At 72.5% G+C, this 26,514-nt stretch carries 24 protein-coding genes, 2 pseudogenes and 1 riboswitch; of the genes and pseudogenes, 16 read left to right on the forward strand and 10 right to left on the reverse strand.

Features of this window, described 5'->3' with window-relative positions; genetic code table 11:
- Window positions 1-92: 92 nt before the first annotated feature.
- Complete coding sequence (locus tag AB0C03_RS09865) at window positions 93-1,151, reverse strand: hypothetical protein (RefSeq protein ID WP_030327773.1); 1,059 nt, start codon at window positions 1,149-1,151, stop codon at window positions 93-95.
- Window positions 1,152-1,392: 241 nt separating this feature from the next.
- On the opposite strand from AB0C03_RS09865, the gene AB0C03_RS09870 reads away from it, so the two are divergent.
- The 7 genes from AB0C03_RS09870 to pstB all read left to right on the forward strand — a co-directional run bounded on the left by AB0C03_RS09870 (window position 1,393) and on the right by pstB (window position 8,523).
- On the forward strand, window positions 1,393-2,112 hold the full coding sequence (locus AB0C03_RS09870) for a winged helix-turn-helix transcriptional regulator (RefSeq protein WP_209444464.1): 720 nt from the start codon (window positions 1,393-1,395) through the stop codon (window positions 2,110-2,112).
- A gap of 154 nt (window positions 2,113-2,266) precedes the next feature.
- Complete coding sequence (locus AB0C03_RS09875; RefSeq protein WP_036410602.1) at window positions 2,267-3,136, forward strand: polysaccharide deacetylase family protein; 870 nt, start codon at window positions 2,267-2,269, stop codon at window positions 3,134-3,136.
- A 58-nt stretch (window positions 3,137-3,194) separates the two neighbouring features.
- Window positions 3,195-4,121, forward strand: a complete 927-nt coding sequence (mshD, locus tag AB0C03_RS09880) for a mycothiol synthase (RefSeq protein ID WP_357635861.1) — start codon at window positions 3,195-3,197, stop codon at window positions 4,119-4,121.
- A gap of 290 nt (window positions 4,122-4,411) precedes the next feature.
- The gene (gene pstS, locus AB0C03_RS09885) at window positions 4,412-5,518 is read left to right on the forward strand and encodes a phosphate ABC transporter substrate-binding protein PstS (RefSeq protein ID WP_030327777.1); all 1,107 of its coding nucleotides are present in this window, start codon (window positions 4,412-4,414) and stop codon (window positions 5,516-5,518) included.
- A gap of 34 nt (window positions 5,519-5,552) precedes the next feature.
- Entirely contained in the window at window positions 5,553-6,644 is a 1,092-nt protein-coding gene (gene pstC / locus AB0C03_RS09890; RefSeq protein ID WP_030327778.1) for a phosphate ABC transporter permease subunit PstC, read from the forward strand.
- Window positions 6,641-7,729, forward strand: a complete 1,089-nt coding sequence (gene pstA / locus AB0C03_RS09895; protein ID WP_030327779.1) for a phosphate ABC transporter permease PstA — start codon at window positions 6,641-6,643, stop codon at window positions 7,727-7,729. Before pstC ends, pstA begins: the two co-directional genes overlap by 4 nt.
- A 17-nt stretch (window positions 7,730-7,746) precedes the next feature.
- On the forward strand, window positions 7,747-8,523 hold the full coding sequence (gene pstB, locus AB0C03_RS09900; RefSeq protein WP_030327780.1) for a phosphate ABC transporter ATP-binding protein PstB: 777 nt from the start codon (window positions 7,747-7,749) through the stop codon (window positions 8,521-8,523).
- Window positions 8,524-8,701: 178 nt separating this feature from the next.
- Here pstB and AB0C03_RS09905 read toward each other — a convergent pair whose 3' ends face one another.
- Window positions 8,702-9,535: an NUDIX hydrolase gene (locus tag AB0C03_RS09905; protein WP_030327781.1), complete on the reverse strand. Its 834-nt coding sequence runs from the start codon at window positions 9,533-9,535 to the stop codon at window positions 8,702-8,704.
- 230 nt (window positions 9,536-9,765) lie between these two features.
- Here AB0C03_RS09905 and AB0C03_RS09910 point away from each other — a divergent pair, with 230 nt between their 5' ends.
- Complete coding sequence (locus AB0C03_RS09910) at window positions 9,766-10,734, forward strand: Gfo/Idh/MocA family protein (protein ID WP_357635866.1); 969 nt, start codon at window positions 9,766-9,768, stop codon at window positions 10,732-10,734.
- Window positions 10,735-10,790: 56 nt separating this feature from the next.
- Here AB0C03_RS09910 and AB0C03_RS09915 read toward each other — a convergent pair whose 3' ends face one another.
- From AB0C03_RS09915 to AB0C03_RS09925, 3 genes are all read right to left on the reverse strand, one after another.
- On the reverse strand, window positions 10,791-11,798 hold the full coding sequence (locus AB0C03_RS09915) for an inorganic phosphate transporter (protein ID WP_030327783.1): 1,008 nt from the start codon (window positions 11,796-11,798) through the stop codon (window positions 10,791-10,793).
- A gap of 4 nt (window positions 11,799-11,802) precedes the next feature.
- Window positions 11,803-12,429: a DUF47 domain-containing protein gene (locus AB0C03_RS09920; RefSeq protein WP_030327784.1), complete on the reverse strand. Its 627-nt coding sequence runs from the start codon at window positions 12,427-12,429 to the stop codon at window positions 11,803-11,805.
- A 127-nt stretch (window positions 12,430-12,556) separates the two neighbouring features.
- Complete coding sequence (locus AB0C03_RS09925; protein ID WP_030327785.1) at window positions 12,557-13,498, reverse strand: PPK2 family polyphosphate kinase; 942 nt, start codon at window positions 13,496-13,498, stop codon at window positions 12,557-12,559.
- 189 nt (window positions 13,499-13,687) lie between these two features.
- On the opposite strand from AB0C03_RS09925, the gene sigJ reads away from it, so the two are divergent.
- Window positions 13,688-14,653 carry an RNA polymerase sigma factor SigJ gene (gene sigJ / locus AB0C03_RS09930; RefSeq protein ID WP_210864819.1) on the forward strand — a complete coding sequence of 322 codons (966 nt, stop codon included), beginning with the start codon at window positions 13,688-13,690 and terminating at the stop codon, window positions 14,651-14,653.
- 10 nt (window positions 14,654-14,663) lie between these two features.
- On the opposite strand, the gene AB0C03_RS09935 is transcribed toward sigJ, so the two are convergent.
- Complete coding sequence (locus AB0C03_RS09935) at window positions 14,664-15,170, reverse strand: DUF402 domain-containing protein (RefSeq protein ID WP_210861133.1); 507 nt, start codon at window positions 15,168-15,170, stop codon at window positions 14,664-14,666.
- Between the two features lie 102 nt (window positions 15,171-15,272).
- On the opposite strand from AB0C03_RS09935, the pseudogene AB0C03_RS32310 reads away from it, so the two are divergent.
- Window positions 15,273-16,670 (forward strand): annotated as a pseudogene (locus tag AB0C03_RS32310) (ATP-dependent DNA helicase); the annotation flags it as partial.
- Between the two features lie 111 nt (window positions 16,671-16,781).
- Window positions 16,782-17,477: pseudogene (locus AB0C03_RS32315) on the forward strand (ATP-dependent DNA helicase); the annotation flags it as partial.
- Window positions 17,478-17,729: 252 nt separating this feature from the next.
- On the opposite strand, the gene AB0C03_RS09945 reads toward AB0C03_RS32315, so the two are convergent.
- Entirely contained in the window at window positions 17,730-19,040 is a 1,311-nt protein-coding gene (locus AB0C03_RS09945) for an AI-2E family transporter (protein WP_030327789.1), read from the reverse strand.
- A gap of 159 nt (window positions 19,041-19,199) precedes the next feature.
- Here AB0C03_RS09945 and AB0C03_RS09950 point away from each other — a divergent pair, with 159 nt between their 5' ends.
- Complete coding sequence (locus tag AB0C03_RS09950; protein WP_030327790.1) at window positions 19,200-19,538, forward strand: GroES family chaperonin; 339 nt, start codon at window positions 19,200-19,202, stop codon at window positions 19,536-19,538.
- A gap of 93 nt (window positions 19,539-19,631) precedes the next feature.
- Window positions 19,632-19,799: a hypothetical protein gene (locus AB0C03_RS09955; protein WP_167337262.1), complete on the forward strand. Its 168-nt coding sequence runs from the start codon at window positions 19,632-19,634 to the stop codon at window positions 19,797-19,799.
- A gap of 24 nt (window positions 19,800-19,823) precedes the next feature.
- Here AB0C03_RS09955 and AB0C03_RS09960 read toward each other — a convergent pair whose 3' ends face one another.
- A complete protein-coding gene (locus AB0C03_RS09960; protein WP_210864820.1) occupies window positions 19,824-21,314 on the reverse strand; it encodes a PrsW family intramembrane metalloprotease in 1,491 nt (496 codons plus the stop codon).
- Window positions 21,315-21,337: 23 nt separating this feature from the next.
- Window positions 21,338-21,458, forward strand: a riboswitch (SAM riboswitch).
- 46 nt (window positions 21,459-21,504) lie between these two features.
- On the opposite strand from AB0C03_RS09960, the gene AB0C03_RS09965 reads away from it, so the two are divergent.
- Entirely contained in the window at window positions 21,505-22,764 is a 1,260-nt protein-coding gene (locus AB0C03_RS09965; protein ID WP_030327792.1) for an aminotransferase class V-fold PLP-dependent enzyme, read from the forward strand.
- Between the two features lie 24 nt (window positions 22,765-22,788).
- Here AB0C03_RS09965 and AB0C03_RS09970 read toward each other — a convergent pair whose 3' ends face one another.
- Window positions 22,789-23,991, reverse strand: a complete 1,203-nt coding sequence (locus AB0C03_RS09970) for an FUSC family protein (protein WP_245233503.1) — start codon at window positions 23,989-23,991, stop codon at window positions 22,789-22,791.
- 139 nt (window positions 23,992-24,130) lie between these two features.
- Here AB0C03_RS09970 and AB0C03_RS09975 point away from each other — a divergent pair, with 139 nt between their 5' ends.
- A complete protein-coding gene (locus tag AB0C03_RS09975; RefSeq protein WP_245233485.1) occupies window positions 24,131-24,787 on the forward strand; it encodes an HD domain-containing protein in 657 nt (218 codons plus the stop codon).
- On the opposite strand, the gene AB0C03_RS09980 is transcribed toward AB0C03_RS09975, so the two are convergent.
- Complete coding sequence (locus AB0C03_RS09980) at window positions 24,759-25,043, reverse strand: DUF4031 domain-containing protein (protein ID WP_030327795.1); 285 nt, start codon at window positions 25,041-25,043, stop codon at window positions 24,759-24,761. The genes AB0C03_RS09975 and AB0C03_RS09980 overlap by 29 nt on opposite strands.
- 68 nt (window positions 25,044-25,111) lie before the next feature.
- Between AB0C03_RS09980 and AB0C03_RS09985 the strand changes: the two genes are divergently transcribed.
- Entirely contained in the window at window positions 25,112-26,512 is a 1,401-nt protein-coding gene (locus AB0C03_RS09985; RefSeq protein ID WP_030327796.1) for an FAD-binding oxidoreductase, read from the forward strand.
- Window positions 26,513-26,514 lie beyond the last annotated feature (2 nt).

The following is a 26,514-nucleotide window of genomic DNA, read 5'->3' on the forward strand; positions in this document are numbered from 1 at the left end:
CTCCGCCCGTCGCGCCGCGACGGGGCGTTCGTACCGACGCCGCAGGGCGGCGCACCCGTAGGTACCCGACCGGCTCCGCGCTCAACCGTGACTCAGAGGAAGAGCATGCACATGGCGTACGCGGCGGGCGCCGCCAGAGCGAAGCCACCGAGTGGACCCTGCATGTGCCGGGCCACCCACATCGTGGGCGGTTCACCGGCCATCAACCGGCCCGCCTCCGCGTACCCCACGGCGAGGTCGGAGAGGACGGCGGTGACCGCCGCGACCAGGCCGATCACGGCGGCCCGGGTTGGCGTGAAGGGGGTTACCAGGTAGCTGCCGAGCAGGGCGCTGGTCAGCGTGCCGACCATCGCGCCGGCCACCACGCCGGCGGCGCCCCGGGGCACCTGCGGGGCCAGCCGCGGCCACGGCAGGACGGCGTCGGTGAGCCGGGCGACGGTGAGCGCGACACCGCTCGCGGTCAGGCAGACGGTGATCGCCTGGGTGCCGGCCGGGATGCGGCTGAGCACGATCAGGGTGCCGAGGGCCACCACCCCGACCACGATGAGCAGGGTGGCACCGAGTGAGTCGGTGACCCGGACCCGGTCGACCCGGCGGACCAGCTGGCCGAGCACCGCGGCGAGGAACCCGCCGACGGCCAGGTATCCCAGCGGTGCCAGGCCGGCGACGTCGGTCCGCACCGCGGCGGTGTCGGCCAGCGCCGCGACCACGGCGCTGATCCCGGCGACCACCAGCAACGCCGGCGGGCGCATGGCCATCGTCCAGGCGAGCACGAACAGCAGTTGGACGCCGAAGACGATGGCGGCGAACGGCAGCCGGTGGCCGGGGCCCGACGTCTGCGCACCGAGCACCAGGCCGACGCCGAGCAGCGCGGCGAAGCCGGCGATGGTCAGCGCCAGTTGGCGGTGCACCTCGACCGGGGGGATGACCTCCTCTTCCGGCTCGTCGACCTCGTCTTCGGATCGGCGGGCCGGCTCACCGGAGCGACGGGCCCGGCGGGGCCCACCCCGTTCGCGGCGATCGCCGTCGGTGGTGGCCGGACCGGTACGCGGCGCGGGCGGTTGGCCGCGCGTCGGTGCGGCGGCCGGGCCCGGTTGGGACCCGGCGGGCCACGATTCACGGCCGGCCTCGGGCGAGGTGGAGGGAAACACGACCCGATCGTGCCAGACCGACCGCCCGCCGCGGTGGTCACGGGTTTCAGCGACGTTAAAAACCAGGCCACGATCAGGGGCAAGATAGACAAACAGGATTTGGCCTGACGGTGCGGCCGAGGCGATCAGTTACGCTCAACGCGTTACCCGCCCGTCAGCGACGCCGGGACCACGCAATTTCTCAGCGCACTCCCCGACGAGTGCGACTGGTCGCGTGCGGCCTCGCGCCGCCGGGACGGAGGTGATCGTGGAGATCCTGCTGCTGGTGACCGCACGTGCAGGGGAACCGTCGGCTGTGCTGCCGGCACTCGACCTGCTGCCGCACTCGGTCCGCACCGCGCCGCGCGACGTTCGCACCCTGGTCGCGGGCCCGAGCCCGGACGCGGTGATGGTGGACGCCCGATCGGAGTTGAGCGAGGCCCGGGCGACCTGCCGGATGCTGCACGCCACCGGGCTCGGCGTGCCGCTGGTCGCGGTGGTGACCGAGGCCGGTCTGATCGCGCTCAACGCCGACTGGGGCGTCGACGACGTCATCCTCGCCTCGGCCGGCCCCGCCGAGGTCGAGGCGCGGCTGCGGCTGGCGGTGGGCCGGCTCAGCAACGCGACCGCCGGCGCGGGCGGCTCGATCCGGGCCGGCGAGTTGACCATCGATCCGGACACCTACGCGGCGAAGCTCAAGGGTCGCCCGCTCGACCTCACCTACAAGGAGTTCGAGCTGCTGAAGTTCCTGGCCCAGCACCCGGGTCGGGTGTTCACCCGCGACCAGCTCCTGCGCGAGGTCTGGGGCTACGACTACTTCGGCGGCACCCGCACGGTGGACGTGCACGTCCGGCGACTGCGCGCCAAGCTCGGCTCGGAGTACGAGTCGATGATCGGCACCGTCCGCCAGGTCGGCTACAAGTTCGTCGTTCCGCCGTCGCGGTCGCTTCCCGAGGCGGAGCACGCCCCAGTGCCGGTCTGATTCCCGGACCACCCCGGGCGATTTCCCATATGCCCTTTTTGCGCAGCTTGGCGGCTCTATTCTGACTGCCGGGTTTGTCGGAGAAAGGGGCGATGGTGCGCGCACTGAACACGGGGGCGACGGGCCGGCGTGACCGGCGGGCCGGGCGGAAGTCGTGACGGGGGGCAACTCCACCGCGCGGGCCGCGGGGATAGTGACGCTGGTGGTGGCGGGCCTGCTCGGCTCCGCGTACGTGCTCGGCCGCAGCCTCGTCCCCGACCAGACGCCGCCGCACACCGCCGGCGTCACCACGAACGCCGACGGGCCGCACTACGCCGACCAACCCAGCGTCGGTGAGCCGGGCGCGACACCGGGCGCCAGCAGCAGCGCCGGCCCGGTCGAGACCGGCCAGGACGGGTCCGGGCGAGACGCCGGAGGCGACAAACTGTTCGGCGCGCACTCCACCACCGGCACGCCGCGGCTCGCGTTGACCTTCGACGACGGGCCGGACCCGCGCTACACCCCGCAGGTCCTCGCCCTGCTGCGCGAATACGACGTGCGCGCCACGTTCTGCGTGGTCGGCGAGAACGCGCAGAACCACCCCGACCTGGTCCAGTCGATAGTGGACGACGGGCACACGCTGTGCAACCACTCCTGGCACCACGACGTCGGCCTGGGCGCCCGGTCGGCCGACGCGATCCGCTCCGACCTGCTTCGCACCAACGCAGCGATCCGGGCGGCGGTGCCGAACGCCCCGATCGTCTGGTACCGCCAGCCGGGCGGGGCCTGGACGTACCCGGTGGTGTCGACGGCCCGGCAGCTCGGCATGACCCCGCTGCACTGGTCGGTGGACCCGTCGGACTGGGACCTGCCCGGCGCCAACAAGATCACCGCGACGGTGCTGAGCCAGGCCGAACCGGGCTCGGTGGTGCTGCTGCACGACGCCGGTGGGGACCGGCAGGGCACGGTGGACGCGCTGCGCCAGATCCTGCCCGACCTGACCGCCCGCTTCGAGCTGGAGGCCCTCCCCACCGACCCGACCTGAGCCGCGGCTTTGCGGCGACGGTCCGGGCGTCACGACACGCAGCGGATACGGTGGCGGAATGAGCAGCGCGGAGCCGACCAGCGACCAGGTGACCCGGACCGACCGACTGGCAGCGGCGGAGATCGCCGACGTACTGGCCCTCGCCAGTTCAGCGGGTGACACCGACGGGGCGGACCCGCTCGACGAACACGTCCTGCTCCGGCTGCGCGACCCCGACGCCGCCGCCGTGCACCTGATCGCCCGCGCCGACGACGGCACCCTCACCGGGTACGCGCACCTGGACACCACCGACCCGGTCGACGGGATCGGGGTCGAGCTGGTGGTGCACCCCGCGTACCGGCGACGGGGCACGGGCCGGGCGCTGGCCCGGGGCGTACTCGCCTCGGCCACCGGGCCGCTGCGGGCGTGGGCGCACGGCGACCACCCGTCGGCCGCCGCGCTCGCCGTCGACCTCGGCTTCACCCGGGCCCGGGTGCTCTGGCAGTTGCGCCGACCGTTGGCCGCCCCGCTGGGTGAGCCGCGCCTGCCCGACGGGGTGACGCTGCGCGCGTTCCGACCAGGGGCGGACGACGCGGCCTGGCTGGCCCTCAACGCGCGGGCCTTCGCCGAGCACCCCGAGCAGGGCCGGTGGACGTCGGACGACCTGCGGGTCCGCCTCGCCGAGCCGTGGTTCGACCCGGCGGGCTTCCTGCTCGCCGAGGAGGCAGCTACCGGCCGGCTGCTCGGTTTCCACTGGACCAAGGTGCACGAGCGGCCGGGGTCGGCCCGGATCGGCGAGGTGTACGTGCTGGGGGTGGAGCCGACCGCGCACGGCGGCGGGCTCGGCCGGGCCCTGACCACCGCCGGGCTGGCGCACCTGCGGGACAAGCGCGGCCTGGACCGGGTGATGCTCTACGTGGACGACTCGAACACCGGGGCCGTCGCGCTCTACGAGCGGCTGGGCTTCGCCCGCTGGTCCGCGCACATCAACTACCACCTGGGCTGACCGTCCGCCGTCGCGCCGAGCGGGTCACCGGCGGGTAACGGCCGGGCGTCGGCGACATAACAGCGAACCGGAAATATACCCATACTTCCGACAGGTGCATCCCGGTTCACTTAACGGACAACTCACCCTCAGCGAGCGGTCACCTCAACGGCCGTACGTGTTCACCTCGCGTTCACTTGCGACCGGCGAACCGGCTACCTGGCACTTCTAACTTTCGTGTCAGCCGGTCAGTGCCGGTCCTCGGGCCCCGGATCGGGGCGCCAAGTCAGACGCGAAGGGAAACCCCTCAGGTGAAGCTCCAGCGGTACGGCGCGATTGCCGGCCTCGCCCTTGCTGCGACGCTCGGTCTCAGCGCATGCGGCTCGGACAACAACGAGCCCGCCTCCGGCGCCAGCGCTTCGGGCTCGGCCGCCGCGGTCGACTGCGCTACCGGCACGCTGAACGCCCAGGGCTCGTCGGCGCAGAAGAACGCCATGGCCGAGTGGATCAAGGCGTACCAGCAGAAGTGCCAGGGTGTAACGATCAACTACGAGCCCAGCGGCTCGGGCGCCGGTATTCAGGCGTTCATCGCCGGGACCGCCGACTTCGCCGGCTCCGACTCCGCGCTCAAGCCGGAGGAGCAGCCGCAGGCCGACGCCAAGTGCGTCGGCGGCAAGGCCATCCACCTGCCGATGGTGATCGGCCCGGTGGCCGTCGCCTACAACGTCAGCGGCGTGGACAACCTCCAGCTCAAGCCGGCCACCCTGGCGAAGATCTTCGCCGGCACGGTCACCAAGTGGGACGACGCCGCGATCAAGGCCGACAACCCGGGTGCCACGCTCCCGGCGACCACCATCCAGACCGTCCACCGCTCGGACGAGTCGGGCACCACCGACAACTTCACCAACTTCCTCTCCAAGACCGCCGAGGCGGACTGGACCTTCGGCAAGGCCAAGGCGTGGAAGGCCCCGGGCGGCACCGGCGCCAAGGGTTCGGACGGCGTGGCCAGCCGGGTCAAGGGTGCCGACGGCTCGATCGGCTACATGGAGTGGTCGTTCGCCGAGAACGCCGGCCTGAAGATGTCCAAGATCGGTAACGGTGCGGGCGAGTTCGCCGCGCTGACCGCCGAGGCGGCCGGCAAGACCATCGCCGGCGCCAAGGTCGAGGGCCAGGGCGACGACCTCAAGCTGTCGATCGACTACAACACCAAGGAGGCCGGGGCCTACCCGATCGTCCTGGCGACGTACGAGATCGTCTGCAGCAAGGGCCTCGCCGCCGACAAGCTGCCGCTGGTCAAGGGTCTGCTGGGCTACGCCGCCAGCACCGAGGGCCAGGCTGCCATGACCGAGCTGGGCTACGCCCCGCTGCCGGAGAGCGTCCGCACCAAGGTCGAGGCCGCAGTCAAGAACATCTCCTGACCGACACCACTCCGCAATCGAATCGAGCGAGCAGATGGGTGAAACCCCCCACCGCTCGGCCGACGCCGGCACCGGCGGGACGCGCGTGACCCAGAGTCACGAGTGGCCCGCCGGTGCCTCGGCGCGTGTGGCCGAGGCACCAGTCAGCACCCGTACCCCGGGCGGCACCGGGCTGGGCGGCGGCGGCGCGCTGCCGCGCAGCCGTAGGTTCGGCGCCGAGCGGGCCTTCCGCGGTCTCACACTGGCCGCCGGCACCGCCGTTCTGGTCATCATCGCCGCCATCGCGATCTTCCTGGTCGTCAAGGCGGTGCCGGCCCTGCGCGCCAACACCGAGAACTTCTGGTCCTACGAGGGCTGGTCTCCCAACGAGACACAGCCGAAGTTCGGCATCGGCGCGCTCGCCTTCGGCACCGTGCTCAGCTCGGCGCTGGCACTGCTCATGGCGGTGCCGGTGGCGTTGGGCATCGCCCTCTACCTCTCGCACTACGCACCCCGCCGGCTGGGCACCACGCTCGGCTTCCTGGTCGACCTGCTCGCCGCCGTGCCGAGCGTGGTCTTCGGCCTCTGGGGACGGGACGTCTTCAGCAGCCCGGTCCGGGACTTCTCCGTCTGGCTGAACCAGCACTTCGGCTGGATCCCGCTCTTCGGCGGCGACGGCCCCTTCGGGGCGTCCGTCATGCTGGGCGCCCTGGTGCTCGCCATCATGGTGCTGCCGATCATCACCTCGCTCTCCCGCGAGGTGTTCCTCCAGACGCCCACCGCGAACGAGGAGGCCGCCCTCGCCCTGGGCGCCACCCGCTGGGAGATGCTCCGCACCGCGGTGCTCCCCTACGGCCGCCCCGGCATCATCGCCGCGATGATGCTCGGCCTCGGCCGGGCGCTCGGCGAGACCATCGCCCTGGCGCTGACCCTCGGCATCACCTTCGGCATCTCGTTCAACCTGATCCAGAACGGCGGCAACACCATCGCCGCCAACATCGCCAACGCGTTCGGCGAGGCGAACGCGACCGGCCGTGGCGCTCTGATCGCCTCCGGCCTGGTGCTGTTCGCCATCACGCTGATCGTCAACATCACCGCGCGGGCGATCATCTACCGCCGCCGGGAGTTCACGGAGTCGGCCGCATGACCACAACCGCCACCTCCCACCGCACCCGGCCGCCGGCCCAGCCCGACTCGCTGCGGGCCAAGCGGCTGCCCTGGTACGCCGCCCCGGCCATCGCCGTGGTGGCCCTGGCGCTCTCCGCCGTGATCGTCTACGGCGCCGGCGTCGGCGGCCCGGTCCTCGTGGTCGTCCTCGGTGCGATCCTCTACCTGGTCGGGCTCTTCACCGCCGCCAACGCGGTCGAGGGGCGCCGCTCGGCCCGCAACCGCACCTGGAGCGCCCTGATCCACTCCGCCTTCGTGTTGGCGGTGCTGCCGCTCGTGTCGGTGGTCTGGACGCTGGTCAGCAAGGGCGCCAGCCGGTTGGACGCCAACTTCTTCCAGACCTCGATGAACAACATCGGGGCCCGGGACGCCAACGGCGGCGCGTACCACGCGATCGTCGGCACCCTGGAGCAGGTTGGTATCGCCACCCTGATCACCGTCCCGCTCGGCGTGCTCTGCGCGATCTACATCGTCGAGTACGGGCGGGGCAAGTTCGCCTTCGCGATCCGGTTCTTCGTGGACGTGATGACCGGCATCCCGTCGATCGTCTCCGGCCTCTTCGTGCTGGCGTTCTGGGTGCTGATCGTGTCGCCGTGGTTCAACGACGGTCGGCCCAGCTTCTCCGGCTTCGCCGCCGCGCTCGCGCTGAGCGTGCTCATGCTGCCCACCATCGTCCGGTCCACCGAGGAGATGCTCCGCCTCGTACCGGCGCCACTGCGCGAGGGCGCGTACGCGCTCGGCGTACCCAAGTGGAAGACCATCCTGCGGGTGGTGCTGCCGACGGCGCTGCCCGGCATCGTCACCGGCGTCATGCTCGCCATCGCCCGCGCGGCCGGTGAGACCGCGCCGGTGCTGCTGGTCGCCGGCGGTGGCGCGGCGATCAACACCAACCCCTTCGAGAACAACCAGTCGTCGCTGTCCCTCTTCGTCTACCAGCAGGCCGGCGACGCGTCGAAGTACGCCCCGGCACGGGCGTGGACCGCGGCACTCACCCTGGTCGCCCTCGTGCTCATCCTGACGATCGCGGCGAAGCTGCTGGCCCGTCGCAACAGGCTCAGCCGATGAACCCCGGAGGTACCACCATGGCCAAGCGCGTCTCCGCCACGAACGTCACCGCGTACTACGGGGGCTTCAAGGCGATCGAGAACATCAACCTGACGGTCGAGCCGAAGACGGTCACCGCCCTCATCGGGCCGTCCGGCTGCGGCAAGTCGACGTTCCTGCGGTCGATCAACCGGATGCACGAGGTGCTGCCGGGGGCCCGGGTCGAGGGCAGCCTGACCATCGACGACCAGGACATCTACGACCGGGACGTGGACGTCACGGCGGTCCGGCGCACGATCGGCATGGTCTTCCAGCGGCCGAACCCGTTCCCCACCATGAGCATCTTCGAGAACGTGGTGGCCGGGCTGAAGCTCAACGGGGTCCGCAAGAAGTCGATCCTGGAGGACGCGGCCGAGAAGGCCCTGCGCGCCGCGAACCTGTGGGGCGAGGTCAAGGACCGGCTGGGCAAGCCCGGTGCGGGCCTCTCCGGCGGTCAGCAGCAGCGGCTCTGCATCGCCCGGACCATCGCTGTCGAGCCGCAGGTCGTGCTGATGGACGAGCCGTGCTCCGCCCTGGACCCGATCTCCACGCTGGCGATCGAGGACCTGATGTTCCAGCTCAAGGACAAGTTCACGATCATCATCGTGACGCACAACATGCAGCAGGCCGCGCGGGTGTCGGACCGGACCGCCTTCTTCTCGATCGAGAAGACCGGCGACCCGGGCCGGCTGATCGAGTACGACAACACCCAGAAGATCTTCAGCAACCCGAGCGTGAAGAAGACCGAGGACTACATCACCGGCCGCTTCGGCTGAGCCGCCGGTTCCCGCTCCACGAGGAACCTGCCAAGATCGCGCTCGATCCTGGTTGTAGTGGTCTCGGCGCGCCGTGAGGCCACTACTTCCCTGTTCGAGCGCGATCTTGGCTGAGGCGCGGGACGCGAGCGGTGCGGGTCGCGATCTTGGCTGAGGGGCGGCACGCGAGCGGTGCGGGTCAGGCGAGGACGAAGCGGGGTTCGCCGTTCGGGGGGAGGTCCAGGCGCGGGGTGATCGGGGTGGCGGCGTCCCGGTCGGCCGCCGCCCGCGCCACACCGGCCAGGTCGCCGGCCGCCGCCACCTGGGCCAGCGTGACCATTGTCGGTGGCAGCATGGTCAGCTCCCCGGCCCGCGCGCGGGCCAGCGCGTCCGCCGGCCGGATCCACAGGGTGTGGTCGGCCTCGCCGGAGACGTCGCGGGTCCGCTGCCCCGCCGGCAGCAGGGCCACGAAGAAGTACGTGTCGAAGCGCCGCGGCTCGAACTCCGGAGTGATCCACCGGCTCCACGGCAGCAGCAGGTCCGACCGGAGGGTGAGCTGCCGGTCGGCGAGCAGCGCGGCGAAGCCCAGCCGGCGACCCTCCAGGTCCTGCCGGGCCGCCTCCCAGTCGTCGCCGCTGACGTCGCCCACCACGGTCTCCCGGTTCGGGCCGGCGAGCAGCACACCCGCCTCCTCGAAGACCTCCCGCGCGGCGGCACAGACCACCGCCTGCGCGGCGTCCGAAGCCACGCCGAGCCGGCCCGCCCACTCGCCCGGTGTCGGCCCCGCCCAGTCCAGGTGCGCCTCCGAGTCGGAGCGGTCCACCCCGCCGCCCGGGAAGGCGTACATCCCGCCGAACGTCATCGCGGCGACCCGGCGGATGACGTACACCTCGAAGTCGGCATCGGTCGGGCGCAGCAGCAGGACGGTGGCCGCGACCCGCGGCGTGGCCGGGGTGCCACCCTCGGCCTGGAACCGGCGGGCGTGCTCGACCAGGGCTGCCGGGGCGGCGAAGCCGGCACTGTCGATCGTCATGCCGCGAGCCTAGTTCCCGACAGCGGAACGCCGGCCGCGCGCTGGGGCGATGAGCGGTGGCTCGGTCGACGATTTGAGCGTGATGACTCTGAGGCATCAAAATGCCTCAGAGGCATCACGCTCGTCAGGCCGTCAGGCCCGAGGCGTCGGGTCGGGGTGTGGCAGCAGGCCGCAGACCGGGCAGCGGGCCGGGCAGCGGGCGGTTCAGCTGGCTCGGTTAGCGTTTCGGCATGACTCGTTGGGGCATCCTGGCCACCGGCCACATCGCCAGCCGTTTCGCCGAAGACCTCCGGCTGGTGCCGGACGCCGAGTTGGTGGCGGTCGGTTCCCGCGCCGCGCAGAGCGCACAGCGCTTCGCTGACACGTACGGCGCGAAGCGCGCCTACGGCTCCTGGGTGGAGTTGGCCGCTGACCCGGAGCTGGACGCGATCTACGTGGCGACCCCGCATTCCGCGCACTACGAGGCGGCGATGACCTGCCTGACCGCCGGGCGGGCCGTGCTGCTGGAGAAGCCGTTCACCCTCGACCTGGCCACCAGCACCGAGCTGGTGGACACCGCCCGCGCCGCCGGGGTCTTCCTGATGGAGGCCATGTGGATGCGGCTGAACCCGATGATCCTGCGGATGGTCGAGCTGATCGCGGACGGGGCGATCGGCACGGTGAGCGGCGTCCGGGCCGACTTCGGTGTGGCCGGGCCGTTCCCGCCGGAGCACCGGATGCGCAACCCGGCGCTGGGTGGAGGCGCCCTGTTGGACCTGGGGATCTACCCGATCAGCCTGGCCCACCTGCTGCTCGGCGTGCCGCAGCACATCCGGTCCTGGGCGCAGCTCGGCCCGGAAGGGACGGACGAGAACACCGGCATGCTGTTCGGCTACGACACCGGAGCGCTGGCGACGTTGAGCTGCGGCATGGTCGGGTTGAGCGGGCAGACCGCCTCGATCACGGGCACCCTGGGGCGGATCGACGTGCCGGAGCCGTTCTTCCGACCGGGTTCGTTCACACTGCACCGGGTCGGCGCCGAGCCGGAGACGTTCACGGCGGACGAGGCCGGCAACGGCTACCAGTACGAGGCGATCGAGGTGCAGCGCTGCCTGGCCGCCGGCCTGACCGAGAGCCCGGTGGTGCCGCATGCCACCACCCTTGAGGTGATGGCCCTGCTGGACACGGTCCGCGAGCAGATCGGCGTCCGGTACGTCTGAACAGGCAAAGGGCCCCCGGCCACGGCGAGACCGTGACCGGGGGCCCTTTCGTGCGCTCAGCCGAACAGCGGCCGGACCAGCAGGTAGGTCAGGCACGCGATCAGTGCGGCGGCCGGGAACGTGATGATCCAGGCCAGCACGATGTTGCCGGCCACGTTCCAGCGAACCGCGGAGAGTCGCTTGGTCGCGCCGACACCCATGATCGCCGAGGTGATGGTGTGGGTGGTGGAGATCGGCGCCTTCAGCACCAGGGCGTTGAAGTAGAGCACCGCGCTGGCGACGGTCTCGGCGGCGAAGCCCTCCGGCGGCCCCAAGTCGATGATCTTGCGGCCGAGGGTGCGGATGATCCGCCAACCACCGGCGTACGTGCCGAGGGCCAGCATCGTCGCCGAGGTCCAGAACACCCAGCCCGGGATGTGCGTCTTGCTCTCCTGGAAACCACCGGTGTAGAGCGCCAGCACCACGATGCCCATGGTCTTGGCGGCGTCCTGCATGCCGTGACCGACCGACATGGCGGCGGCCGAGGCGGTCTGCGCCCACCGGAAGCCCCGGTTGAGCTTGCCCGGCTGCCCCTTCCGGAACATCCAGAGGATGGCCAGCATCAGCAGGTAGCCGAGGGTCAGACCGACGATCGGCGAGAGCACCATCGGCAGGATGACCTTCTCGCCGATGTTGACCCACTGCACGATGCCGCCGCTGGACAGCAGGGTCGCCCCGACCAGACCACCGAAGAGCGCGTGCGAGGAGGACGACGGCAGACCGAAGTACCAGGTGATCAGGTTCCAGGCGATGGCGCCGAGCACCCCGGCGAAGACCACCCCCAGGCTGCTGATGCCGGTGGGCAGGGTGACCAGGCCGTCGCCGACGGTCTTGGCCACTCCGGCGCCGAAGTGCGCGCCGACGAAGTTGCCGACCGCGGCGAGCCCCAGCGCGATCCGGGGGGTCAACGCGCGGGTCGAGACGCTTGTCGCGATCGCGTTGGCAGCGTCGTGGAAGCCGTTGGTGTAGTCGAACGCCAGGGCTACCGCGATCACCGCCAGGACGGCGATGAGTTCGGGAGACACCGGCTCAGGACTCCTTGACGGCGATGGTCTCGACGGTGTTCGCCACGTGCTCGAAGGCGTCGCAGGCTGCCTCCAGCTCGTCGGCGACCTCCTTCATCTTCAGCACGGTGAGCGCGTCGTACTCGCCGGAGAAGAGGCGGACGAGCAGCTGCCGGTTGATCCGGTCGCCCTCGTTCTCCAGCCGGTTGCACTCGATCCAGTAGTCCTCAAGATCCTTCATCGACTTCAGCCGGGGCATCGCGTCGGCGGTCAGCTTGGCCTGCTGGTCGAGCACGTTGACCATCTCGTGCAGCTCGCGCGGCAGCGCCGGAAGCTCGGTCAGCCCGTACAGGTAGAGCAGGTCGCCGACCGCTTCCAGGTGGTCCATCACGTCGTCCAGCAGCGAGCCGAGCCGGTAGATGTCCTCCCGGTCGAACGGCGTGATGAAGGTTGAGTTGATCTTCTTGTACAGCTCGTGGGTGATCTGGTCGCTGTCGTGCTCGACCTCGGTGAGCCGCTCGCTGACGGACTGCACGTCCACGCCGGGCAGGGCCAGCTCGTTGAGCAGCGCCGTGCCCCGGACCAGGTTCTGCGCGGCCCTGGTGAAGAGCTCGTAGAAGGCGCCCTCGGTGGGGCGGAAGGAAAACTTCACAGCACAGACCTCGTCGCGTCGGTGGAAGGGTGGCGGCACCCGAGAGCGCCCGCTCGGTGAATGCTAGGAAACGGCAGAACCGGGAATTCGCCGGCCCACCCCTGGCCAGGCACCATTCACCGCTCGTTCACCTGCCGTTCACCTCGACCGTCCCACCGGCACCCGCTCCCCCAGCCAACAGGCGCCTCCGCTCCCGGGCCACGTCGAAATCGGCAGCCGGATACCCCAGATCGAGCGTGTCGAACGTCTCACGCAGCAGGTGGGCCACCGCCCAGTCCCGGTACCACTTGCGGTCCGCCGGCACCACGAACCAGGGCGCGGCGTCCGTGCCGCACCGGCTCAGCGCCTCGGCGTACGCGGCCTGGTAGTCGTCCCAGTGCCCCCGCGAGTCGATGTCGGAGGGGTTGTACTTCCAGTGCTTGCGCGGGTCGGTGAGCCGGTCCAGCAGGCGCTTGCCCTGCTCGGCGTACGAGATGTGCAGCATCACCTTGATCAGCGTCACGCCGTCCTCGGTCAGTTCCCGCTCGAACGCGTTGATCTCGTCATAGCGGGCCCGCCAGGTCGCCTCCGGCACCAGCGAGCCGACCCGGGCGATCAACACGTCCTCGTAGTGCGACCTGTTGAACATCCCCACGTACCCCGGCGGCGGCAGCTCCCGGCGGATCCGCCAGAGGAAGTCGTGCCGCAGCTCCTGACGCGTCGGCGGCCCGAACGAGCGGATGTGCAGGCCCAGCGGGTTCATCGCGCCCGCCACCCGCTTGATCGTGCCGTCCTTGCCGCCGCAGTCCATGGCCTGCAACACCAGCAGCACCCGGCGGGCCGGCCGCTCCGATCCGGTCTTGGCCATCGCGAAGAGCATCTCCTGTTGCCGGCCCAGCTCCTCACCGACCAGCTCCACCTGCTCCCGCGCCCAGGTCTTACGGTGCTCGGCGCGGTCCGCCGGCACCGGTAGGCCGGGCATGGACCGCGGGTCGATCGCGCCGAGATCCACCGGCGCGGTGACCCGCAGCAGTTCCCGCATCGAGCCGCCGTCCGGCCCCACGATCTGCCCTTGCTGGGGTGCGCTCATGCACGGATCATCACCCAACGGCCGCCGATCCGCCCGCCGAGAGCCGTCGACGGACCCCGGCCCGGTGACCGACACCCTCGACCTGCGCCCACCGCAGGCACCGACCCACCGGGGCGTTCCGGGGCTGCCGGCACCTCCGCCAGGCGGGAGGATGGAGGCCGGGACACCGACCGGAAGGGGTGGTGGGTCGTGCGGGAACTGGCGACGGAGTTCGAGGCCGAGCGGGGCCGGCTCCTCGCGGTGGGCCACCGGATGCTGGGCAGCCGCAGCGAGGCGGAGGACGCGGTCCAGGAGACCTGGCTGCGCTACGCCGGGGCGCTGGCCGACCCGGCGGCCCGCGCCGAGATCCGTGACCTGTCCGCGTGGCTGACCACCACCTGCGCCCGGATCTGCCTGGACGTGCTCCGCTCGGCCCGGGTCCGCCGGGAGGCGTACCCCGGACAGTGGCTGCCGGAGCCGGTGGTGAGCCCGGTGGACGGTCGGTCGTCGGCCGACGGTTACGCGCCCGACCCGGCGGAGCGGGCGGTCCGCACCGACCAGGTCGGCACGGCGCTGCTGGTGGTGCTGGAGCGGCTCGCACCGGAGCAACGGGTCGCGCTGGTGCTGCACGACGTGTTCGCGTTGCCGTTCGCCCGGGTCGCGGGGGTGCTCGGCACCACCGAGGCGGCTGCCCGGCAGCTCGCCTCCCGGGCCCGTCGGGCGGTCAGCGCGCCGGACGTACCCCGGCACACCGCGGACCCGGCCGAGCAACGCCGGGTGCTCAAGGCGTTCGTCGCCGCGACCGAGTCCGGCGAGCTGGACCAACTCCTCCAGGTGCTCGCACCGGACGTGGTCTTCGTCGGCGACTCGGGCGGGCACTTCCCCGCGGCCCGTCGGCCGGTGCTCGGCGCCGACGCCGTGGGTCGCCTCACCCTCGGCCTGTTCGGCCGGACCGGCCGGTACGCCGACCGGGTGCTGGCTCGGCCGGTGCTCGTCGACGGCGCGCTCGGCCTGCAGATGGAGACGGCACACAGCGACGGGCGACCGATCCGCCTGGTCACCGCATTCGCCGTGGACCGGGGCCGGATCACCGCCATCTACAACCAGCTCAACCCGGAGAAGCTGACCGACCTGCCGCCGCTGGACGCCGACGACGGCTGGCCGCCACGCTGGTGAGCCGGCCCGGTCAGACCACCAGGGCCAACCACTTGCGGTACGCGGTGGCGAACGGCTCGGTGCCGTCGCCCAAGGCCCCGAACAGCCGCTGTGCCGCCGCCTCCGCCTCGACCACCACGTCGTCCGGGTAGCCGAACCGGGCCCGGTGCTCGGCGAACTCGTCCTCGTCGAGCAGCTCCACCAGGCCGGTGGCCCGACGCCGGACGACGTCCAGGTCAAGGTCGATCAGGTGGACGGTGTCGTCGGACTCCCAGCGGGCCGGGGTCGTGATGTCGCAGTAGACCTCGCTGGTGCGCGGCGGCGGGTTGAACATGGCGGTCCACCAGGCGCGGTGCGGCACCAGCAGCACGAACGGGATCTTCTCCACCGAGGGGCGGCCGTGGTAGACCGACTGGGTGCCCTCGGGCACTCCGAGCCAGATGCCGAGATCGTCCTCCGTGAGCCGGCGGGCCGGGTAGTCGCGGTGGGCGCTGCCGTCGTACTTGCGGTAGATCACTCGGACCATGTCGCTCGGCATGATTCGCACCCTAACCGATACTGCCCACGCGTCGTAGCGCGGCCGTAACCGGACGGCGTCGCCCGCACCGCCCGGCCCGGTCGGCGGCACGCCACGCGGCGGATGGGCGCTACCGGTGTCGGCGGCGCCGGGTACCGTCGCACGGTGACTCCGCCCCGCACCGCCACCGGTTCCGCCACCCCGTCGGCCCGTGCGAAGGGCCGGCGGCGGGGTGCCCGGCCCAGTGGCACCGAGTTGCTGGCGGCGGCGGTCGGCGCGGTGCCCGGTGGCGCGGAACGCCCCGGCCAGCTGCAGATGACCACGGCGATCGAGGCGTGCGTGGCCGACGGTGAGCATCTGCTCGTCCAGGCCGGCACCGGCACCGGCAAGTCGCTGGCGTACCTCGCGCCGGCGCTCACTGTGGACGGCCCGGTGGTGGTCTCCACCGCCACCCTGGCGTTGCAGTCCCAGCTGGTCGACCACGACCTGCCCCGGCTCGCCGACGCGGTCGAGCCGGTGCTCGGCCGGCGGCCCACCTTCGCCGTGCTCAAGGGCCGCCACCACTACCTCTGCCTGGCCCGACTGGACAACTCCACCGAGGAGGAGCCGGAGGACACCCTCTTCGACGCTCCCGCGGCACGTCCCGGCGGCGGCACGAAGTGGCTCGGTGAGGCGGGCCGGTTGGGCAAGCAGATCGAGCGGCTGCGGGACTGGGCCGAGAAGACCGCCACCGGCGACCGGGACGAGTTGGACCCGGGCGTCGACGACCAGGCCTGGCGGCTGGTGTCGATGCCGGCCCGCGAGTGCGTCGGCGCTACCCGCTGCCCGTTCGGGCAGGAGTGCTTCGCCGAGGCGTCGCGGGCCCGTGCCCGCGAGGCGGACATTGTGGTGACCAACCACAGCCTGCTCGCTGTCGACATGCTCGCCGACCGGCACATCGTGCCACCGCACAAGTTGCTCATCGTCGACGAGGCGCACGAGCTGGCCGACCGGGTCTCCTCCGCGGCCCAGGCGGAACTGGTGCCGGAGCTGATCGACCGGACCACCCGGCGGGCCCGGACGCTGCTGCGGCCGGAGACGGCCGAGGCGCTCACCGCCGCCGGCGACGCCCTCGCCGTCGGCCTGGCCGAGGCGCCGGCCGGGCGGATAACCGCGGGGTTGCCGACGCCGCTGCGGGAGGCGTGCACGCTGCTCGACGCGGCGACCCGCACCGCCCTGGACGCGATCGGCGACATCAAGGCCGACGACCCCGACCCGGTGCGCAAGCAGCAGGCCAAGGCCGCCCTGGACGAGCTCTCCACTACCGCGCAGCGGCTGCTGGAGGAGGCCGACCACGACGTGGCCTGGGTGGAGAAGAACGACAGCGGCAGCCGCCGCGCACTGGTGGTCGCGCCGCTGTCGGTGGCCGGCACCCTCGCCACCCACCTGTACGACGAACGCACCGTCGTCGCCACCTCGGCGACCCTGGCGCTGGGCGGTCGGTTCGACACCGTCGCCCGCGCCCTCGGGCTGGACGCGCCACCGCCCGCCCCGCCGACCCCCGCCGCTGCCGCGCTGGCCGCCCGCAGCGGCCCGGGTCGTCCGGCCGCCGAGACGCCGGGCCGCCGCATCGCCGGCGACGCCGCCCCGAACGCCGTCGTACCGGCCACCGAGGGCCCCGGGTGGCGGTCGCTCGACGTCGGTTCGCCGTTCGACTACGCCCGGCAGGGCATCCTGTACGTCGCCGCGCACCTTCCCCGCCCCAGCGTCTCCGGGCTGCCCGACGCTGCCGGGGAGGAGCTGCTCGGGCTGGTCGAGGCGCTCGGTGGTCGTACTCTCGGGCTCTTCTCCTCACGGCGGGCCGCGCAGCAGGCGGCGGAGCTGTTGCGCGCGCGGACCGACCTGCCGGTGCTGCTCCAGGGCGAGGAGGCGTTGCCGCTGCTGGTGCGTCGCTTCCGAGAGGAGCGCGCCAGCTGCCTGTTCGGGGTGATGTCGCTCTGGCAGGGGGTGGACGTGCCGGGTGACGCCTGTCAGCTCGTGGTCATCGACCGGCTGCCCTTCCCCCGCCCGGACGAACCACTGGCGGCGGCCCGCGCGGCGGCGGTGGACGCGGGCGGCGGTTCGGGCTTCGCGGCGGTCAGCGTGCCGATCGCGGCGGTCCGGCTGGCGCAGGGCGTCGGCCGGCTGATCCGGGCGACCGGCGACAAGGGTGTGGTCGCGGTGCTCGACTCCCGGCTGGAGACGGCCCGGGGCTACGGGCCGTTCCTGCGGCGCTCGCTGCCACCGTTCTGGTACACGACCCGCCCCGAGGTGGCCCGCGGCGCCCTGGAGCGCCTGGCCAAGTCCTGACCCGCAGCGTCCACCCTCGCCCCTCGCGCCACGTCCCGCCGCCAGGCCCCGCCGTCCTCCGCCGGGCCGCCCCGCCCTCCGCCGGGCCGCCCCGCCGCACGGCGCACGGCGCACGGCCAAGATCGCGCTACAACAGGGAAAGAGTGGCCTCCCGCACAGGGGAGGCCACTCTTTTCCATGTTCGTGCGTGATCAGGCGGTCGACGGCGTGACCCAGCGGGTCCGGGCGCACAAGGCGCGGGCGCGCCCGGAGCTAGGGGGCCTGGGCGGCGACCACCACGGCGTCGGGCGGGGTGTCCGGGACCCTCCGGGCGGCGAGCCTGCGGACGGCGGTGTTCAGCACCGCGATGAGCGGCACGGAGACCAGCGCGCCGGTGATGCCGGCGAGCACCACACCGGCGGCGATGCCGATGATCACCGCGAGCGGGTGGAGGGCGACCGCCCGGCCCATGATCAACGGCTGGAGCACGTGGCCCTCGATCTGCTGCACGCCGATCACCGCGCCAAGGATGATCAACGCGGTGACCGGGCCGCTGTCGACGAGGGCCACCAGCACCGCCACGCCGCCGGAGAGCGCCGCACCGACGATCGGGATGAACGCGCCGAGGAAGACCAGCGCGGCCAGCGGGAAGGCGAACGGAATGTCGAAGACGACCAGGAAGATGCCGATGCCGACCGCGTCGATGAAGGCGACCAGCACGGTCGCGCGGACGTAGGCGCCGAGCGTGTGCCAGGAGGCACGACCCGCGTCGTCGACCTTCCACCGGGCGGCCACCGGCAGCAGCCGGACCAGGAAGCGCCAGATCCGGTTGCCGTCGCGCAGGAAGAAGAACGTCGCGAAGAGCACCAGCAGCGTGCCGGTCAGCACCTCGGCCAGCGTCGCGGCGGTGCTCAGGGCGCCACTTGTCAGATTGGAGGTGTTGGAGTTGATCCAGGCCTGCGCCTCGTCGATGTAGCGGTCGAGCTGAGTGTCCGAGAGGTGCAGCGGCCCCGTCTTCAGCCAGTTCTGGATCTGCCGGACACCCTCCGACGACTTCTCGCTCAGCTCCGGTACGCCACGAATGAACTCGTTGACCACCAGCGTCAGCGTGCCGATCACCGCGGCCAGGCCGCCGACCAGCACCACAGCGGTCGCCAGCGACCGGGGGAACCGGATCCGCAGCAGCCAGCCCACCGCCGGCGCGAGCAGCGCCGAGAGCAGCAGCGCGATGGCCAGCGGAATGATCACGATCTTGATCGTGCCGACGATCCGCAGCAGGGCCCAGGCCACCACGCCGATCACGATCAGTCGCCAACACCACGCGGCGGCGATCCGCAGCCCGTGCGGAACGTCGGCGTCGTCCCGGCTGGACGTGGAGCTGTGCAGGTCCACCGGTGGTTCCGCACCGTAGACAGTGGCGCTCGTCGGCGCGGTCGGCCCCGGCACGGCCGGCGATGCCACCCGGGCGGCCGGCGACGCGTCGTTCAGCGCGTCATCCGCCGCGCCCTCGTCGGCGCGCGCCGACGCCTGTCGTGACTGGTAGGCGCGGCGAAGCCGCCCGCGTACCCGCTCGAAGCGGCTCAAGCGCACCTCCTGGCAGAGAACCCGGCCCGCCCACGGTGACAGGTCGGACAGCATACGTCCGTTCCCGACACCGTAGGGGGTTCCGCCACACAATGCCCCGACCACCTCCGGCGTAACCACCGGCCGGTAGCCGTCGGCCCACACGGTAGCGTCTGCGGCGTGACCGCCGACAACGATCTGGACGCCGGCCTGCCGATCCGCCTGCTGCACGACCGCGTGCTGGTACGCATGGAGGGCAGCGAGGGCGAACGCCGCTCCACCGCCGGCATCGTCATTCCGGCGACCGCGGCGGTCGGCAAGCGCCTCGCCTGGGCCACCGCCGTCGGGGTGGGGCCGAACGTACGCGCCATCGTCTCCGGCGACCGGGTGCTCTTCGACCCGGACGACCGCTCCGAGGTCGAGCTGCACGGCCGCGGTTACGTGCTGCTGCGGGAGCGGGACGTGCACGCCGTCGCCGCCGAGCGGATCGAGAACGACTCGACCGGCCTCTACCTCTGACGCACCTCCCCCGGCCACCAGGCCCCGTCGCGCACCGTTTGCCCGGGCGCACGACGGGAAGCCATCCGGCGACCGTGGCCCTGGGGAGGGACGATGCCGGTATTCGTGAAGAAGCTGTTGACCTGGGGCAGTGTCGCGTTCCTGATCTACTTCATGGCCTTCCGGCCGGACGGTGCCGCGCAGATGTTCCGGGCGATCGGGGCCGCGCTGATCGCGATGTTCCAGGGCCTCGGTGACTTCCTCACCTCGCTGATGACCTGAGCCGCCCGCCGCCGTCGGCAGCGCTCAGGGGTGCGTCGGCGGCCAGGGCGGCGCCGACCGCGGCCCCGGCCAGCCGGGTGCCGCGTACCCCACCGGAGCCGGGGCGGGGGCCAGCACCACCGGGATCGGCACCACCGGCTCGTGCGGCGCGTCCACCGGGCGCTGGGTGCCGTCCGGGAAGCGCAGGTGGTAGCGGCTGCCGTCCCAGACCCCCGCCGGGGCCTGCGGGTCCCGACCGACGAAGAACGTCCGGTACGCGCTGATCGCGTCCAGCAACTCCCGCTCCTCACGTGCGGTCCGCTCCTGGTCGGCGGGCTTGCGGTCCAGACCGCGCAGCGTCCCGTCGCGCAGCAGGGCCAACCGGGTCGCGGCGGACTGGTAACCCCGCATCGCCCGCACCCCGGCGTCGCCGGCCACCCGCCGCGCCCAACTGCGGGCGGCGTGTCGTCTGCCCAGGCTGCTCAGGGCGGCCACCTCGGGCGGGCTGAGCCAGCCAGCGCGTACGTAGTCGGGCAGGACCCGCTCGGTGAGCCGCCCCTCCCAGGCGCGCAGCCACAGCGCCAGCCCCACGGTGCCGAAGAAGACCGGCACCATCAGGCCCAGGAAGCCGTACAGCATGATCACCGCCTCGCCGGTGGCCTGGGTGAGCGTGGGCAGCAGGTTCCACGTGCCGTGCAGCATCATCGCCAGCAGCAGGCCGGCGATCGGGGCGAGCACCCGGATGCGCCGGTCGGCCGTCCGGGAGGCGATCCCCAGCCCCACACCGGTCATCGAGGTGAAAAGGGGATGGGCGAACCCGAACAGCAGGATCCGCAGGATGAAGATCGCGATGACCTGCTGGATGCCGGTCGCCGGGCCATAGCGGTCGGCACCGGAGGCGTAGCCCAACCCGCCCAGGTAGAGGATGTTCTCCACCATCGCGAAGCCGACCGCGGAGAGCCCGCAGTAGACCAGGCCGTCGGTGATCCCGGACCATTCGCGGCGGCGGAACACCAGCAGCAGGATCGGGCCCAGCGCCTTGGTCAACTCCTCGATGAACGGCGCCACCAGCACCCCGGTGAGCGCGGACGGCAGGCCCCAGTCGGCGAACCGGTTGGCCGCGAAGTCGTTCACAGTGAGCGAGGCGGCGGTGGAGACGAACGCACCCCAGGCGAAGCAGAAGATCAGATACTTCAGCGGCTCGGGTTCGTACCGGTCCAACCAGAGGAAGCAGCCGACCAGCACCGGCACCGGCAGGATGGCGGCCACCACCCCGATCAGCAGGGCCTGCGCACCGAGCGACTGGCCGAGCGTGAAGACCATGAACACCGCGCACGCCGCGATGAACAGCACCACCCCGGCCAGCACCAGGAACCGCCGCCAGCCCAGTCGGCGCAGCGGCATCCGGGGCGTCTCGGCCACCGGCGGGGCGGCGGGCGCGGGCGGGCCGGCGGGCGACGGCGGCAGCGGTGAACCGGGCGGGGTGTCGGCCATGCGGTCAGCGTAGCCATCCACCGCCGGCTGGTTCGGCCGCATCGGTAGCCGCTATGCTGCCGGCAGGTCACGAGCGCCAGCGTCAAACCCCGGTTTGCTGGCCGGCAACCCTCGTCGAGTTCGCGGTGGGGTGCCCCGGGTGATGACCGGGCCCAGCCCGATCGGTGTGCTGGGCAAGCGCGGACCCCGTCCCGATGTCGCACCCGGGGTCCCTGACCCCGGAGGTTCCGGCGTGTCCGTCACCCTCGTTCCCTCGCTGCCCACAGTGCCCGCCAGGCCGTCCGCGCCGCTCGACGTCCTCGGTGTGCCCGGCGAGATCAACCTGGACTACGCGGCCAGCGCACCGTGCGCGCGGGCCGCCGCCGACGCGGTGGCCGAGCTGCTGCCCTGGTACGCCAGCGTGCACCGCGGCGCGGGAGCGCTGTCGCGACGCTGCACCCTCGCCTACGAGCAGGCCCGGCAGACGATCGGGGACCACTTCGGCGCTCGCGCCGACGATCACGTGATCTTCACCCGCAACACCACGGACGCGCTCAACCTGCTGGCGCGGGCCGTGCCGGCCGGCACGACGGTCGTCACGTTCGCCGGCGAACACCACGCCAACCTGCTGCCCTGGCCGCGCGGATCGGTGCGGCTGCCGGTGCCCACCGACCCCGACGGGGCGGTACGCGATCTCGCCGCCGCCCTGACCGAGCTGCGTCGGGGCAGCAACCCGGCGCTGCCGGTGCTGGTCGCGGTGACCGGTGCGAGCAACGTGACCGGTGAGCGGTGGCCGGTCGCCGAGCTGGCGCGGGTGGCCCACCGGCACGGTGCCCGGATCGTGCTCGACGCCGCGCAACTCGCCCCGCACGCCCCGGTCGACCTGCTCACGCTGGACGTCGACTATCTGGCCGTGTCCGGCCACAAGCTGTACGCGCCGTTCGGCGCGGGCGTGCTGATCGGCCGGGCGGACTGGTTGGACGCCGCGCCGCCGTACCTGGCCGGCGGCGGGGCCACCAGTCACGTCGGTCCGGCCACCCACGACGTGACCTGGGCGACCGGTCCGGCCCGCCACGAGGGCGGCACCCCGAACCTGCTCGGCGCGGTTGCGCTGGCGGCGGTGTGCGCGGCGCTCGACGACGCGGACCGGGCCGCGCTGGCCGCCCACGAGCAGGCAGTGCTGGCCCGGCTGCGGACCGGCCTCGCCGCCCTGCCGCACGTCGTGGAGCTGCGCACCTTCGGCCCGGACGCGCCCCGGGTCGGCATCGTCTCGTTCGTGGTCGCCGGTCGGGACTCCACCGAGGTGGCCACCCGGCTGGCCGCCGAGCACCACATCGGCGTACGGGACGGGTTGTTCTGTGCCCACCCGCTGGCCCGGCGGCTGCTCAGTGAGGCGGCGGGACGTACCGGCCGGCGGGACCTGCCGCCCACCGCGCTGCGCGCCAGCATCGGGCTGGGCAGCACGGCCGCCCAGGTGGACCGGCTGCTCGCGGCGCTGGCCGAGCTGGGCTGAGGCCCGGCCGGCGGCGGCCCGCGCTCAGCCGATCGGCGGGGCGGTGGGTGGCTTCGGCGCCTCGCCGGGCTCGGCGGGCTCACCGACCGGGCGTTCCTGCTCCCCGAAGGCGGTGCGGATCCACCGGTTCGCCTCCTCCTGCTCGATTCCGGAGGCGACCAGCAGGTCGCTCGCTGTGGTGCGGACCTGGGCGACCACCACACTGCCGGAGAAGCCGACCCCCTCGCCGTACGCCCGGCCGGCCTCGCTGACCGCCCGCAGTGACCGTTCCCGGGCCTTCTCCGGCTCCTCACCGGCGGCGAACTCGTGCTTGAGCAGCCGGACCGACTCGGCGAGGTGGCCGATCGCGTCCGGCATCGGATCGGGCACCGGTTCCTCGTCCTCGACCAGCGTGACGGACCGGCGGATCAACGTGCCGCTGTTGCGCATCGCCCGGTCGATCGGGTCGGCCGCCTCGGCGTAGTGGGTCAGTTCGTCGCGGCGGTGCCAACGGGCCGGGGAGAGGGTGGCGGTCTCCTTCGCCCCCTCGATCGCCTCGCCCAGCGTGGCCAACTCCTCCTTGTTGTTGCGCAACCTCTCCAGCGCGCCCTGGATGGTGGCGCGGTCCCGGTTGCGCAGCCCGTCGGCGGTGGCGTCGAGCTGGGAGGCGAGCAGGTCCAGGGCGGGTCGGGCGGCCCGGTTGATCACCCGGAGCGGGTTCAGCGGCAGCAGCACCGCCGTGACCAGCAGCGCGATCCCACCGCCGAGGAACGCGTCGACGAAGCGGGGGATCTCCAGGTTCTGGGTCGACGGGCTCAGCGTCACGATCAGCACCGCGGTGGCCGCCGCCTGGATGACGATCGCCACGCTCGCCCCGGCGAAGATGGTGAGCAGAATCGCCACGGTGACCACCAGGCCGAGCTGCCACGCGCCAGTGCCGAGGAAGTAGATCAGCAGGTCACCGACTGCCACCCCGACGCCCACCCCGACGATCAGCTCCACCGTCCGGCGGAACCGCTGACCGACCGAGGCGGCCAGGGTGCCGACCGCGGAGATCGGCGCGAAGACTGGTTGCGGGTTGCCGAGCAGCCGGTGCGAGACGAAGTACGCGAGCCCGGCCGCCAGCCCGGCCTGCACGGCGAGCCCACCGGCCATCCGTACCCGGTGCAGCCGGTCGTGCAGGGTGGCTCGACCGCGGTGACGCAGCTCTTGGGTGGCTTCGGCGATCCGCGCGCCGTCGATGTCCACCAGCCCTTCACGCAGCGCGGTACGTCGTACCACCGGAGGTCGCTTGTCGCGGGCCACGGCCATGGGCGCGACTACCCGTGGTGGGCTCGCTGAATCCTCCCGTCCGGCGCGTCGCGGGCGGATGCGGCAGACTCGGGCGGTGGCTGATCTGCTGGACCGGTGGCGGGCGGCGGCCCGGGATGCCGGCGCGAGGCCCGACCCGGACACGACCCGGGCCGGGGAGATGGTGATCGCCCGGTGGCGGGAGCCGCACCGGCACTATCACACGCTGGCCCATCTGACGGCGGTGCTCGATGTGGTGGACCAGCACGCCGACCTGGCCGATCGGGTCGACGTGGTCCGGTTGGCGGCCTGGTTCCACGACGTGGTCTACGACCCCCGGGCCGCTGGCGACGCCAACGAACGCGACAGCGCGGCACTGGCCGGGAGCGTGCTCACCGGGCTCGGGGTGCCGACGTCCACGGTGGCCGAGGTGCACCGGCTGGTGGTGCTCACCGCCGGGCACTCGGTGACCCCGGACGACCGGGACGGCGCGCTGCTCTGCGATGCGGACCTGGCCGTGCTGGCCGCGCCGCCGGCCCGCTACGAGCGGTACGCGGCGGCGATCCGCCGGGAGTACGCCCACGTGCCGGAGCCGGCCTTCCGGGCTGGACGGGCCGCGGTGTTGACCGGCCTGCTGGCGCTGCCCGCGCTGTTCCGGCTGCCGCCGCTGGCGACCCGGTGGGAAGAGCCTGCCCGGGCCAACGTGCGCCGGGAACTCGCCGCGCTCAGCGGGGAGCCGCAGAACGCGGGCTGACCAGGTGCTTCGGGCGACGCAGGCCGGTGCTGCGGAGCAACTGGACCAGTTCCCGGCTCGGCACGACCTGCGCACCGAGCCACACCGCCGCCGCGAACCGGTCGGCCGGGATGTCGTAGTGGTCCCGGTCGAAGCCGCGCCTCGGCGCGCCGAGCGTCTCGGCGAAGGCGTGCAGCTCGGCGTACGAGACGTCACTGATCAGGTGCGACCAGAGCCGGCCGCGCCACGGCCAGGCCGGCCGGTCCAGGTAGAGCATGATGTCCAAGCTATCCCGTCGAGTCGATCATGTTGTTGATCGCCGGTCGGCGGCTTAGCCTCGGCTGCATGGCTGCCACCGCGCTCCTCGACGACCTGCGCGCCGCGCTCGGTGACGACGCCGTGCTCACCGACCCGGACCTGCTGCTGATGCACCAGCGCGACGAGGCCGACCTGTGCGCCGCCGGCCTGCCGTTGGTGGTGACCCGCCCGCGCGACACCGGGCAGGTGGTCGCCGTGGTCCAGGCCGCGGCGCGACACGGCGTACCGGTGGTGCCGCAGGGTGCGCGGACCGGGCTGGCCGGCGCGGCGAACGCGGTGGACGGCGCGGTGGTGCTCAGCACCGTCGCGATGAACGAGATCCGGGAGATCGATCCGGTGAGCCGGATCGCTGTGGTCCAACCGGGGGTGGTCAACGCGGCGCTGGCCGGTGCGGTGGCCAAGCAGGGCCTCTGGTACCCGCCCGACCCCGGTTCCTGGGAGTCGTCCACGATCGGCGGCAACGTGGCCACCAACGCCGGCGGCATGTGCTGCGTCAAGTACGGCGTGACCACCGAGTACGTACTCGGCCTGGAGGTGGTGCTCGCCTCCGGCGAGGTGCTGCGCACCGGGCGGCGGACGGCCAAGGGGGTGGCCGGCTACGACCTGACCCGGCTGTTCGTCGGTTCGGAGGGCACCCTCGGCGTGATCACCGAGGTGACCGTGGCGCTGCGGCCCGCCCCGGCCGACTCGCTGACCCTGGTGGCGGTCTTTCCGTCCGTCGCCACTGCCGGCGCGGCGGTGGCCGAGATCGCGGCTCGCGGACTCACCCCCAGCCTGCTGGAGTTGCTGGACCAGACCCACCTGCGGGCAATCGAGGCGTACCAGCCGATGGGGTTGCGGACCGACGCGCAGGCCCTGCTGCTGGCCGCCGCGGACACCGGCACCCGGGCGGCGGACGACCTGGCGGTGCTGGCCGAGGTGTGCGAGGCCGTCGGTGCCGACGAGGTCTACGCGGCCACCGACGCGGTGGAGGCGGCGGCACTGCTACAGGCCCGCCGGTTGGCCCACCCGGCCATGGAGAAGTTCGCGGCGGACACCTACCCGGGCGGCAACGGCGGCCTGGTGATCGACGATGTGGCGGTGCCGCGGGGCGCACTCGCCGCGCTCCTGGACGGGGTCGCCCGGATCGCCGCCGAGTGCGAGGTGCCGATCGGCGTGGTGGGGCACGCCGGGGACGGCAACATGCACCCGAACATCGTGGTCGACCGGGCCGACCCGGCGAGCGTGGCGCGGGGCCGGCGAGCCTTTGACGAGATCATGCGGCTCGGCCTGGACCTGGGCGGCACCTGCACCGGCGAGCACGGGGTGGGGCTGCTCAAGCGGGACTGGCTGGCCCAGGAGGTCGGTCCGGTCGGCGTCCGGGTACATCAGGCGATCAAGTCGGCGCTCGACCCGGCCGGCCTGCTCAACCCGGGCAAGGTGCTCTGACC

This window comes from Micromonospora parva, from assembly GCF_040649675.1.
Taxonomy (GTDB): Bacteria; Actinomycetota; Actinomycetes; order Mycobacteriales; family Micromonosporaceae; genus Micromonospora; species Micromonospora parva.

Excerpts from the sequence above, each read along its gene's own strand:
- mshD (WP_357635861.1), top strand. The coding sequence starts at position 3,195 with ATGAGCAGCGCGGAGCCGACCAGCGACCAGGTGACCCGGACCGACCGA.
- pstC (WP_030327778.1), top strand. The coding sequence starts at position 5,553 with ATGGGTGAAACCCCCCACCGCTCGGCCGACGCCGGCACCGGCGGGACG.
- pstA (WP_030327779.1), top strand. The coding sequence starts at position 6,641 with ATGACCACAACCGCCACCTCCCACCGCACCCGGCCGCCGGCCCAGCCC.
- pstB (WP_030327780.1), top strand. The coding sequence starts at position 7,747 with ATGGCCAAGCGCGTCTCCGCCACGAACGTCACCGCGTACTACGGGGGC.
- AB0C03_RS09905 (WP_030327781.1), bottom strand. The coding sequence starts at position 9,535 with ATGACGATCGACAGTGCCGGCTTCGCCGCCCCGGCAGCCCTGGTCGAG.
- AB0C03_RS09910 (WP_357635866.1), top strand. The coding sequence starts at position 9,766 with ATGACTCGTTGGGGCATCCTGGCCACCGGCCACATCGCCAGCCGTTTC.
- AB0C03_RS09925 (WP_030327785.1), bottom strand. The coding sequence starts at position 13,498 with ATGAGCGCACCCCAGCAAGGGCAGATCGTGGGGCCGGACGGCGGCTCG.
- AB0C03_RS09935 (WP_210861133.1), bottom strand. The coding sequence starts at position 15,170 with ATGCCGAGCGACATGGTCCGAGTGATCTACCGCAAGTACGACGGCAGC.
- AB0C03_RS09955 (WP_167337262.1), top strand. The coding sequence starts at position 19,632 with ATGCCGGTATTCGTGAAGAAGCTGTTGACCTGGGGCAGTGTCGCGTTC.
- AB0C03_RS09960 (WP_210864820.1), bottom strand. The coding sequence starts at position 21,314 with ATGCGGCCGAACCAGCCGGCGGTGGATGGCTACGCTGACCGCATGGCC.
- AB0C03_RS09980 (WP_030327795.1), bottom strand. The coding sequence starts at position 25,043 with ATGCTCTACCTGGACCGGCCGGCCTGGCCGTGGCGCGGCCGGCTCTGG.
- AB0C03_RS09985 (WP_030327796.1), top strand. The coding sequence starts at position 25,112 with ATGGCTGCCACCGCGCTCCTCGACGACCTGCGCGCCGCGCTCGGTGAC.